This window comes from Xylanibacter sp. (genome assembly GCF_057607445.1).
Window position 1 is genome coordinate 1 of the sequence record NZ_DBLZAX010000022.1, and the last position, 11,932, is coordinate 11,932.

General features: G+C 45.2%; 7 protein-coding genes. 5 read left to right on the forward strand and 2 right to left on the reverse strand.

Going from position 1 to position 11,932, the window contains the following annotated elements; all coding sequences use genetic code 11:
* Nucleotides 1–532 precede the first annotated feature (532 nt).
* A complete protein-coding gene (locus tag ACZMIG_RS13410) occupies nucleotides 533–5,407 on the reverse strand; it encodes a RecQ family ATP-dependent DNA helicase (protein WP_418874888.1) in 4,875 nt (1,624 codons plus the stop codon).
* Nucleotides 5,408–5,807: 400 nt separating this feature from the next.
* On the reverse strand, nucleotides 5,808–6,143 hold the full coding sequence (locus tag ACZMIG_RS13415) for a macro domain-containing protein (protein WP_302331166.1): 336 nt from the start codon (nucleotides 6,141–6,143) through the stop codon (nucleotides 5,808–5,810).
* 480 nt (nucleotides 6,144–6,623) lie between these two features.
* On the opposite strand from ACZMIG_RS13415, the gene ACZMIG_RS13420 reads away from it, so the two are divergent.
* The 5 genes from ACZMIG_RS13420 (at nucleotide 6,624) to ACZMIG_RS13440 (ending at nucleotide 11,860) form a co-directional block, all read left to right on the forward strand.
* A complete protein-coding gene (locus tag ACZMIG_RS13420) occupies nucleotides 6,624–6,935 on the forward strand; it encodes a hypothetical protein (protein WP_418874886.1) in 312 nt (103 codons plus the stop codon).
* Nucleotides 6,936–7,195: 260 nt separating this feature from the next.
* Nucleotides 7,196–7,627 carry a MarR family winged helix-turn-helix transcriptional regulator gene (locus ACZMIG_RS13425; RefSeq protein ID WP_053397969.1) on the forward strand — a complete coding sequence of 144 codons (432 nt, stop codon included), beginning with the start codon at nucleotides 7,196–7,198 and terminating at the stop codon, nucleotides 7,625–7,627.
* A 256-nt stretch (nucleotides 7,628–7,883) separates the two neighbouring features.
* On the forward strand, nucleotides 7,884–9,215 hold the full coding sequence (locus tag ACZMIG_RS13430) for a TolC family protein (RefSeq protein WP_418874885.1): 1,332 nt from the start codon (nucleotides 7,884–7,886) through the stop codon (nucleotides 9,213–9,215).
* A gap of 12 nt (nucleotides 9,216–9,227) precedes the next feature.
* The gene (locus tag ACZMIG_RS13435; RefSeq protein WP_418874884.1) at nucleotides 9,228–10,262 is read left to right on the forward strand and encodes an HlyD family secretion protein; all 1,035 of its coding nucleotides are present in this window, start codon (nucleotides 9,228–9,230) and stop codon (nucleotides 10,260–10,262) included.
* 5 nt (nucleotides 10,263–10,267) lie between these two features.
* A complete protein-coding gene (locus ACZMIG_RS13440) occupies nucleotides 10,268–11,860 on the forward strand; it encodes an MFS transporter (RefSeq protein ID WP_487889691.1) in 1,593 nt (530 codons plus the stop codon).
* Nucleotides 11,861–11,932: the final 72 nt, after the last annotated feature.

An 11,932-nucleotide genomic window follows, 5' to 3' on the forward strand; every position in this document is an offset into this window, starting at 1 on the left:
TTGGATGGCAGCATGAAGCTTACCAAAGACTCTAACATTGAATTTTCCATGATGCAAAGATAAGATTTTTTTTCTTTCCCCACTATTTATCGGGTGAGCCCTTTTTTTCATAGATAAAGTTTTTGTTGTTAACAATTATTGTTTTAATAAAGATTTCAAGCCATATCAAGCTTGATTTTGTTGAGAGGATGCCGCCTGCAGGTGTGTATGCAAAGAGGACTGTGAACTTAAACAATTACCGGTTGAAATGGGAATAAAACCTATTAAAAAAGGAATTTAAAATCAACTATAAAGCAGAAACAACTCCCTAAACCTGGGTAAAGATAAATACAATATTTCAAAGCTGAAATATTTTGCCTGGTAAATCTTATTATTTTAATGTTTTTTAAATTTAACATTTATAGCATTTTTAATTGCAATATGCTATACTTTGTACATATTTATTTACAAACTGAAAAAGGCATGAATAGGCTTTTCTGCCCATTTCTCAATACGACAGCACACATAAAATCGACAAATGGGGCACACAATATCACAAAGAAAGAATCATGTCCGCCAGCAGAACGGCAGTCTCAGCTTCATCCCTCGGAGCATCCTTCGGTTTCCATGCAACAATGAATCTTACCGATGCCGACCTGACACTGTAACCTCTGCTCTCCCACTCCGCAAGCGTCTTCTGCATATTGACAGACAACTTGGCCACAGGCATGCCGGCTGCATTATACAGAAAATGATTACCGTATGTAAGCCTGTCGCCGCTACGCAAGGCAAGAACTTCGCTTTTACGGCCTTTGAAGAACTGCAGATACACATCTTTGTGAGAAAGCTGCAAGACTATCTCCTCTGGCATGGCATACTGCTCTCGGTCTGTCATGTGGCGGTCAGCTCTCAAACGGTCAAAACAGTTGCCGTTGGTATAGACAAAGAGTCGCTGCTTAGCCCGCGTCATTCCTACATAATAGCGGCGCATCAGGCAGTCGTCTTTCGCATAATTGCCGGAGATAAGCATATACACATCGTCAAACTCACGGCCCTTTGCCTTGTGTATTGTCGATACAACGACATCGGCCCCTGACAGGTCGCAGAAATCTTCGACTGACGATTCAAACACAAACTCCTTGAAATCGCTTAGATATTTAGTCTTGCTGGTCTGCTCAAAAAGTTCGATGCAACGCTTCAGATACACCAAACTTTTACTTCTTTCATAAAACGAGAATGTTTTCTGTTTGGCATTTTCCCATAAGTCATCCTGAATCAGCGGTGAAGTAATATGCTTGCTTATGTATTTCATAAAGTATCTCACCTCTACCATGTTCCAAAAGAGCATGCCTTCCATCGACTGTATCAGTTTGCATCTTATGCCGTGTCTGCGCAGAATGGCAACAAGCGTAACCGTTTCTTCGTTTGTCTGTGTGAGTATGCACGACGAACCTTTGCCCTTATACGACATCAAGCAGTCCACGAGCGGCTTATACATATACAAAGAATTGCAGTGGACGACCTCTACCCTACCGTCGCTGTCTTTCATCGACTTTATAGGCGTTACCTTCATTCTCCGGCTTACGTTACGCAAAAAGTCATTAGAGAAATCTACCAAATGACGCTCACTGCGGTAATTCTCCGTCATTTCTATAAAACGGCTCCCCTCTTCCTTTGTCAACTGATACATATATTTAGAGTCAGACCCGCGAAACTCATAAATGTTCTGGTCGTCATCACCAACGGCTATCACGCGCATGTCATCATTGGCATCCATCAGTGCCTTTACAAGTTTATATTCGTCGCCACTCATATCCTGCGCCTCGTCTATAACAAGCACCGTCTTGCCTATCTTTGACGGCTCCACCTCACCGTCGACAATCATCTGGGCCGCACGCCCAACGACATTGTCAACATCATCAAGATTGCCGATACGTCCTAACAAGTCAAAGCAATAAGAATGGAATGTCTTTATCTCAACAAAGTGGGCTGCGTTGCCAATCAGCTGCATCAGCCGCTGCTTAAATTCTGTCGCCGCAGCCCTCGAGAAGGTCAGCATCAAGAGCTGCTCATGCTTCACATCTTCAAGCAACAAAAGCGATGCCAGCTTATGAACGAGCACACGCGTCTTGCCGCTACCCGGACCGGCAGCAACAACAATACAGCGCGACTCTTTATCAGAAATAATTTCCATCTGCCGTTCCGACAGCTGTCCGAAAAGTTGCTTGTATTTCTTTGGCGTAAGATTGCGCTGCAGATCGTTAACTCTCTCACCCTTGAAATATTTTGATATAAACTTTTTATAATCCATCCGGAAATAGTCGCTGACATACTGCAAAGCCGCGTCATAGTCTTTCACCATCAGGTTAGCATATTCGCCGACGATATGCACCTGCTGTATCTTCTGCTTGTAAAACTCATTGAGCATGCGGTAATCTTCCTGTTTGAACCTCGATTTGGTGTCCTTTATTCTTTGTATGTTCATCGCGTTATAAAGGACAAGAAATCCTCCTTCAAGCTTGAGCGCGCCTATCCTCGACAGATACAGCAATGCCTCTTCCACATCATCGAGCTTTACATTGTCTAATTCAGTGAAAAACGACTTTTGTTTTTGCTTTATATAATTAAGGAGTCCCACAACAGAGAACATAACCGGTTTGCAGCCCGACTTGTCGCCGTCTTTATCATCCACCTGTCCGTAAAGCCATTCTATCGCAACCTGGCATATCTCCATACGCTTTTCAAGACGCTTAATAGTCGACTCCATATCGCCCATGCGCCTCAACTCCATATTATGCTGTGCGTCCTCCTTTTTGCGCACATATCCCTTCACTGTCAGAAAATAAAGTAAGGTGCGTATGTCTTTCTCTTTAGACGTGGTTATGCCATAGTTCAAGGCATTGTCGTTAAACTGCTTGCACGATATGCGCAGCGGCTCATCGGGCAGACTGCTCAATATGTATTTCTCAAGTTTCTCAAATCTCGTCAGCAGCAACATTGCCTTACGCTCTGAGTCGCCTGCGTCAAGCAGGTATGCCGAAATATCCCTGCTGTCGGCCAAGATGCCGGCCTGCCGCATACGCTCAACCACAGACACCACTTCGCTCTTGTTCAGTCCTAATATGTCTGCCAGATAGTCAATGCGCGACTCGCCCTCAGCGTCTCCGGCCTTGGCTATGTTTTTCTGCGAAATCAGCGACTTTATTATTCTCACGGCGGTCTCCGTTTCGTCGCTGCCGAACAATACCGACGACGTTATGCGCTCTCTTGCCTCGTCCATGTTTTTCACGGTAATGCCTGTAGCATAAACATGCGGCACGTTGTTGCCCCTTATCAGATATCCGCTCTGCTCCAGCGTGGCGAGAGCCGTGCGCACGCGTGTTTCTATGTCATACACCGAATCGTCCCATCCGGCGCAACGAGCTATCTCCAATGCCGAACAGCTAACCTTAGTGCGGTGCTTTGTAAGATTCTTCACGGCTCTCCACACCTGCTGGATTTCGCTGATGCTCAGCTTTGTCTGATTAAGCAATATGAAATGCTTGTCCAGGTCGTTGTCATTATACAGCACGTAGCAGCGTGCCGTCAGTTCGGGGTCGCGCCCAGCCCTGCCGGCTTCCTGAACATAATTTTCAAGCGAGTCGGATATGTCGTAATGCACGACAAGCCCCACATCTTTCTTGTCAACTCCCATTCCGAAAGCCGAAGTTGCCACTATTATGCGCACCCTGCCGCTCATAAAGGCATCCTGATTGCTTATCTTCTCATCGGCATCCATCTTGCCGTAGAAAGGCAAAGCCTTCAGTCCGTCGGAAGTCAGCTTGCGCGCAAGGTCGACAGTGCGCTTTGTGCGCGACACATATACTATCGCAGGACAGTTGAATTCCGACACGAGCGACCTAAGCTTCAGATACTTGTCGTTGTCGGTTTCGGCATATATTACCGAATAGCGCAGGTTGGTTCTTGAGGCATTAGAGGCAAAAAGTTCAAGATTGATGTTAAGCGTCTTGCTGAAATAATCGCAGATGTCCTGTATCACTTTCTGCTTTGCCGTCGCAGTAAAACACGACACGGGTATAGGCGTCTTGCACCTTTTTCTTTTCTGATATTCGCTGATAAACTTGCCTATGTAGAGATAGTCAACCCTGAAGTCCTGCCCCCATGAAGAGAAGCAGTGGGCCTCATCAATGACAAACCTCACAACATTGCGCGCTGTCAATATCTTTTCGATTGTCTTCGACCTCAGAGTCTCGGGGGAAATATACAGGAGTGAAGCGTCGCCGTCCTGCACTCTTTTTATTGCCAGCGAGCGCGATATAGGGTCAAGCAGTCCGTTAATGGTAACGGCGTCAGTTATGCCACGGTCTGCAAGATTGTCCACCTGGTCTTTCATCAGCGACTGCAAAGGCGAAATTACTACAGTCAGTCCGTGAACGGAACGGCCCTGCATCAGTGCCGGCAACTGAAACGTAAGCGACTTGCCTCCGCCTGTAGGAAATATGGCAAGCAGCGACTTGCCGTCTATCGCAGCCTTGGCAGCCTGCTCCTGAAGCGGCACTCCGTCGTAAGTGCGAAAGCCGTCGTATCCAAAGAAAGTCTTCAGGTTATATCTCACGTTGAGCTTTGTGTTGCAGTAGTCGCAGCCTTCGCTGCAGCTTGTCTCACGCAGCAACTTCATGACAAACTCAACGGCAGGATAATTCTTAAGCACCCATCCGGGAGTAACCGAGCGGTAGTCTGTAGTATCTATCAGCGCCAGCGCATATGCCAGTTCACAGGGATATTGCCTTATCATTAAGTCCACATCTGCATGACCGCAAATCATTCCTTTATATATACTGCGCACAAGGTCAGCCAGTCTGTCGTCGACAGCCGTTGTACCTACCATCTTGAAAAATCCTTCAAACTCACGTTTATCTTTCAATAACGACGCAAACAAAATGCGCTTTTCGTCAGACAGCGAATTCCATTGTGCCACTTCGTCCATCAGCAAGTCTCTTGCCTTCTCGCAGTCGTTCACGGGATTGTTCATCTGATCGCTCACCAGCTTGTCGTCTTTCACAAGTCTGTGATACGGACGCTCGGGAAAGAGCAACGGCGAAACATAGAGCGTGTCTACCAAAATCCATGGGCACGGCTCGTCTTCAAACAGATATTTTATGTCATGGTGTATGATGTTATGGCCGCACAGATAATCGACATCTTTCAGAAAACCGAGCAGTTCGCTTTTGGATGACTTATGAAACACGCCACCGTCATGACGCAGCGCACCAATATCATGCACCTTATGGTCACTAAGCCCAATCTCAGTATCTATCACGGCATAACGCGGAGCATTATTATATGTGTCGGATGCAGTTTTTTGACTGAAGATTCCATTCTTATCCTCAGCCTTAATTCCCCGTATTAGTCTTTCCCATATTTTCATGCTTTCCAACCGTAAAAAATTTGTCAACGGTGCAGTCTGACGGCATCATCAATATGCCTCTATCTGCAAATATCCAATTATCAAGGTTACACTTATCTGATTGCAAGACTTGCAATAATTCTTTACAAAAATACAAAAAACTATTTTATTCACATTAATTCAACAAGATTTTATTCGAATTAATGCTACCAACGCAAATTAACCCAAGCTGCAGCAATAACAGCTAATAATACTTATTATAAAAACCTATGCGAATAAAAATCAACAGGAAACCATGTTGCGTTATCTGAATTTACGAAACATCATACTGCCATATCCTGCCTTTCGAGAAACAAGATATGGCAGTATTATTTATAGAAGAGAGATGCTTTATTGGTAATTTCCGAATCAATTATGCAACCTATTGCTCATTCTCCCCTTGGTAAGCCTCAACCACATATAAATCAACCATGGGATAACTACTTGCCACATGCTCGATACATCTCTTCACGTCATCCCACTTTAAGCCACCCAATCCGGCACCTATCGCCGGCATGGCTATTGCCTTAACATCATTACAGACGGCCAAGTAAAGCATTCTGTCTAACGAACCTTCAATATACTCAATTTCAGCCCGGGTACGCCATGTAACCTGAGTTCCGAGATTATATATGTGTCCACCGCCATAATCATAGTCGAACACATCTCCGGGACAAAATTCCCCTTCTTTACACAACTGCTTATACTTAACATACATATCCGGAAATTTAAAGCACAGAAAGCATGGCTAAAATGTTCACGCTTATTTCCTAAAAATAACTCTATGACTTACGCATAAAAAGTGGCCCACTTTTGAGTGAAAAGTGGCCGAGTTACGGGTCGTAAACAGGCCACTAACAGTTTAAAAGTGAATACACGTTATTTTGTTACACAAACACTATATAAAAAGAACGAAAATATCAACCTCAAACATAACAAGCCGAAAATGTTACGATTTTTACGCACTTTTTTCTTTATGATGAAATTCTGGGCTTGAAATGACGCAAAAATGATAAGGAGAAAGCAGTAAGATGATGTATTGAACGACGGTAAAAACCGACATACGGACATTACTTTCGGCAGGCAAAAAAAGCCATAATAAGAAGATGCTTTACCATAAAGCATGATTATGTTTTTTTACTAAAAAAATCAGAAAGCAATCAGAATTTATTCTATCTTTGCAAAAAAGCACAAGATTATGAAGAAACTCTATTTAATAACATTAATATTCAACGTCTGCATCCTGTCTGCTGCAGCACAAACGTCAGCTAAACAGAATGCACAACAGCCTGCTGACTCTATAAAAATAACAACGTGCAATGCCGGCATGACGACGATAAGAAATGTTCATCTTGGCAAGAAAGATTCTACGCTGCATAAACTAAAGGTGTATAAAATTGACAACAATGCCATAAAGACACCTAAATACGATGCATTCAAGGAGAGCATGAAAAGAAAGCCACAGGCCGTTGACTTGCTAAGAGACATTGCCGGACACATTATTAAATAATAGACAAACGCAGAATTAAATAACCGGTATACGCCGAAACACCAACATCACGGATAAGCCAACAACAGAATATGATGGCATAAAGCGTCGGCGCAAGACTCTTACAGATGATAAAATCCAAAGAAACATACCATGTGCCTATGAGCCGTTCTTGACTTAAGGCATGAAACATGGGCATGAAAGAATTATTTAACACAAAAATTAGTACGCAATAGCAACTAATTCAAAATATAATATTACCTTTGCAAAAAATTTAAATTATGCCAAAGGAACTGTTAGGAACAACAATAGGAAAACTGCGCAACAAGCTGCACCGCCTGATGAAACAGCGATATGCTGCCGAGGCAAGCATAAAACTTACCGTTGAAGAGTTTATACTCTTGACAATGATAAGGGCTAAGACCGACCAGATTCTGCAAAACATTGCCATAGCAACAGGCAAGAACAAGTCGGTTGTGATGCGCATGATAGACTCGCTCGAGAAGAAAGGCCTCGTGAAACGCACCGTAAACCCGGAAGACAGACGCGAGAATCTGCTCAGCACCACAGACATGGGCGAACAGGTTGTTGCCGAATACCACAAAATTGAGAAGAAGCTGTCTTACGAATTACTGAAGGGCATACCCGACGAAAAGGTGGAGGTATTCTTCGAGGTAGTAGAGGAAATATCAAGGCGCACAAACAGTCTTTAACGCGATAAAGGCAAACTATCCGGAAAATAAAGCTCACATCAGCCGTTATATCTCAAATTCAGTCACCTAGAAGTTTAAGTCGTCCACATTGCGCTGACCTCAGAAACGCCAAGGCATACCATGCTTTAACCTGCGGCACGAAAGGCAACAAAGACGGTAACATAAAAGGTGACCGAAACATAACCTTATGTTTGAGCTTATTATTTTATAGAGATAGTTGCTATTGTAAACTATTTATATTATCAATAAAAATCAGATGAAGAATATAATTAAAAATGTTATTACGTGCCTGTTGCTGATTTGCCCGGTATCATTACACGCACAGCAGACAGCACGCATCATGAGTTTGAATGAATTATTCTCACTGGCCGACACGCAGAGCAAGACGATAAAGATTTACGAGTCGGTTGTAAGCGGCGCCGAGAAGGACATCTCGGTAGCAAAGAATGCCTATCTGCCCAGCGTGGAGTTCTCGGCTTCGGCAACGTTCAACGGCAACGCATGGGTGGCCGACCGCGACTTTTCAAACGGACATTCATTTTCATCGCCTCATTTTGGCAACAACTTCGCAATAGAGGCCTCGCAGGTGGTGTTTGCCGGAGGTGCAATCCACTATAACATAAAGGCCCTGGAGATACAAAAGAGAATAAGGGAGTGGGAACTTGCCTCGCACAAGCAGGACGTTTACTTCCTGCTGACAGGCTATTATCTCGACTTGTACAAATACCGCAACCTGCTCACTGTGTATGACAGAAACATGGAACAGACGCGCCAGGTGATACGAGACATGCATGCACGCGAAGCTGCCGGAGTGGCACTGAACAACGATATCACCCGATATGAGGTGCAGTATCAGAATCTGCAATATAAGCGCACTGAGCTTGTAAGCTCGATAAACATCTGTAACGACAAACTGGTAACGATGCTCGAACTGCCTAAGGACACGGAGATATTCCCCGACACGACACTCCTGTCGAGTAACATGCCGAAACCCGGCGAAGCCGAATTTCAGGACATAGCCTACAAGAATTCGCCTATACTAAACAAGAACAGGCTTGCGCTCGACATGCTCAGCAAGAAGGAGAAAGTGATAAAATCGGGCTACATGCCGCAGATAAGCATCATAGCCGGCGACAATCTTAAAGGTCCCATCACATACGAAATACCTGTATTGGACAACAACATCAACACATGGTACGTAGGCGTAGGACTAAAATTCAACATAGGCAACATATACAAGCTGCCAAAAGACCTGTCGCGCCTGCGCTCTTCAGTGGAGCAGTCGCACAACGAACTTGCGTCGGCCGAAGAAAGCGTATCGCTCGACGTAAACGCCGCATATACAAGATATCTCGACTCGTTTGAACTTCTGAAGACACAGGAAAAGAGCCTTCAGCTTGCACGCGAGAACTATGACGTGATAGCAAACCGCTATGCCAACGACCTTGTGCTCGTGACCGACCTCGTAGACGCCGACAACCTCAGACTGTCGGCCGAGGTTCAGTATGTCAACGCACAGATAAACGTAATATACAATTATTACAAGCTCATTTACTCAACCGGTTCACTGAATACGATAATTAAATAATCAAAAATAATTATGAACAGAAAAAACAAAAAGATATTGCGCAACATCATCGTAATCGCAATAATTCTGAGCGGACTGACATGGGTCTGCTCAAAGTTCATACACTTCGGCAATGTTGAATACACCGACAATGCCCAGATAAGACGAAACATCATACCGATAAACTCGCGCGTGCAGGGCTTCATACAGAAAGTATGCTTCGATGATTTCCAGTTTGTACACAAAGGAGACACTCTCGTAATCATCGAAAGCTCTGAATATAAGCTGAAAGTAGAACAGGCAAAGGCAAACTATCAGAAAACACTCATGGAGAACACGGCCATGGGAACGGCAATATCTACCACGGCAAACAACCTTTCGGTTTCTGACGCAAGCATAGAGGAACTGAGAATAAGGATGAACCAGACCGAAACAGACTACCAAAGATATAAACAGCTGTATGCACAAAAGGCCGTTACACGTCAGCAATATGACAACGCAAAGGCCGACTATGAGGCTACGAAGGCCAAATATGACATGCTCGTTAGACAAAAGAAAAGTACATCGCTCGTAAAAGACGAACAAACACAGCGCCTTGAGCAGAACCAGACAAACATAGACGTAGCCAAGGCAGCAAAAAACCTGGCCGAACTGAATCTGTCGTACACCGTGATTGTTGCCCCGTGCGACGGTTACACATCACGCAAGGCCCTGCAGGAAGGACAGTTTATACAGCCGGGACAGACTCTGCTGTCAATAGTTGAATACGACAACGTGTGGATTATAGCCAACTATAAGGAAACACAGACGGCCAACATACGCGAAGGCATGCCCGTAAGCATAAAGGTAGACGCCGTGCCGGGCATTGAATATCACGGCAAGGTAGGCAAGCTGGCCAACGCCACAGGCGCACAGTATTCGATAATACCGCAGGACAACTCTGCCGGAAACTTTGTAAAGATTGAACAGCGCGTTCCAATAAAGATTGTATTCACAAAGGAGAACAGCAAGGAAGCTATAGAACGCCTGCGCTCGGGAATGAACGTAGAATGTGAGGTTAAATACTAAAGCCTATGCCAGCACCTTCACCACAAGAAGTAGCAGCCGCAAGGCGCATAATGGTATGGAAAGACTTTGTGCCCCAGCCTCTGCGCTTTCCGCTGATAATATTTATAATTGTTGTCTACATGTTCTCCGGCGGCATATACATGTCGGCCGTGGCCGAGATGACGGGAACATGGGGCTGGATCAACGAAGACGTAATGATGGCAGGCTATGCCTCAATGACGGGACTTACAATGGCCTTTCCGCTGCTGTTCAGGATACTGTTCAGATTCACAACGCGCGACGTTCTCCTGTTCTCTGGTGCAGTGTTTATCATATGCGACTACATCTGTATGATATGCGACTTTCTCCCGCTTGTTGTTGCCCTGTCATTCATTAGCGGTTTCTTTAGAATTGTAAGCACTTTTGTTTGTTGGAGCAGCATCCAGCTGAAGATTACGCCAAAAAGAGACTTTGCGGTGTTCTTTCCATTCCTGTTCACGTTTGTCCTCGGCAGCGTGCAGCTTGTCAACGTTGCCACAGGATACAGCATTTATGCATTCGACTGGCAGGCCATGCACCGCATAACCATTGGTGCATTCATACTTGTTTTCGCGCTGGTTTATTTATGCATGCGCAGCAAGTTCCGTCAGGGTCCCTACATCCCGTTCAAGGGCATCGACTATCTCGGCGGAATAATGTGGACTCTGTGGCTGTTCTGCATCATATTCATCTGCGTATACGGCGAACACTACGACTGGCTTGACGGCGAACCAATCCGCATAGCCATAGCGTTTGCGGTAATTCTGCTGCTGATGTGTCTGCAACGTGCTGCCACAATCAGGCATCCTTACATAAACATAAGGACGTTTTCGCAACACAACATGCTCTATATATTCATCCTGTTCGGGTGTATGACGCTGATGTCTGCCACGGCTACATCCACCCAGAACATATTTACCAGTTCGATTCTTGGATACGACGCACGCCACAATGCCGACCTCAACTGGGGCATAACGGCAGGAATAGCCGTAGGCACGGGCTTTTTCTTCATGGCTCTGACGAAGTGGAAATGGCGCATTAAGGACATCGTCTTAACCGGGTTCGTTTCTTTTCTGCTTTACCAGACGATGCTGTATTTCCTTATCGACCCTTCAACGGAGAAATACATGCTGTATCTGCCCATGCTGCTTAAGGGCGCCGGAGTGAGCATTGTGTACACATCGCTCACCTACGCCCTTGCCGGCTGCGTCACGTTTGAGTATTATTTCGAGGCCATGTGCGTCATCGGATTTATCCGAACGAGCTTCGGCGGACCGCTCAGTTCGGCCATAATGACCAGGATTTTCAACAACGTCAAACAGGCAAACACAGCCAATCTTGGCAGCTACATCGACCCGATGTACTACAACTGCGAATCGTTTCAGACTCTATACAGCGAATTTCAGCGGCAGATGCTCATGGTCAGCCTTAAAGAGGTCTACGGATGGGCCGTGATAATGGCCGTGATAATCCTGCTCGCCATACTGCTGTCTGACTATCGCGTACACCTTGGTGCAAGGGCTAGTCAGATGCTTAGGCTGTCGCAAATATGGAGGCAAGTGCGCCACAAGTCTGATTAAGGTGTCAAAAGCATAACGGCACGGAGCCTTACAGACGGCAGCACAAGACATGACAAACAAGCCGTCAGCCGG